General features: G+C 68.7%; 1 protein-coding gene. It reads left to right on the top strand.

What is annotated here, in order from left to right:
- Positions 1-383, top strand: a 383-nt coding sequence (locus FVA95_RS29520; protein ID WP_149666959.1) for a nuclear transport factor 2 family protein, incomplete at its 5' end; no start/stop codon positions are given.
- Positions 384-396 lie beyond the last annotated feature (13 nt).

Consider the following 396-nt stretch of genomic DNA (forward strand, 5'->3'; position numbering starts at 1 on the left):
CCGCAGGCGTGGAGGGTGTCAACGCCGAGTTGGTGACCGACTTCTACACCCAGGCCTTCGTCCAGCGTGACGTGGCCGGGGCCGCCCGCACCTACCTCGCCGAGAACTACATCCAGCACAACCCCACCATCGCCGACGGGCGCGACGAGTTCATCGCCGCGATGGTCCCCTATCTGAAAGGCAGCGGGGTGACCTTCCGGATCGGGCAGGTCATCGCTTCCGGTGACGTCGTCGTCGTCCACGCCGAGTCCACCGAGGCCTCCGGGGCCCGCTTCGCGGTCGCGGACTTCTTCCGCGTCGAGGGCGGCAAGATCGCCGAGCACTGGGACGTCATCCAGGCCATCCCCGCCACCAGCGCCAACGGCCGCCCTATGGTCCCCTAACCACCCGCAGAGC

Origin of the sequence: Pseudonocardia sp. EV170527-09 (assembly GCF_008369905.1) — a bacterium.
GTDB lineage: Bacteria > Actinomycetota > Actinomycetes > Mycobacteriales > Pseudonocardiaceae > Pseudonocardia.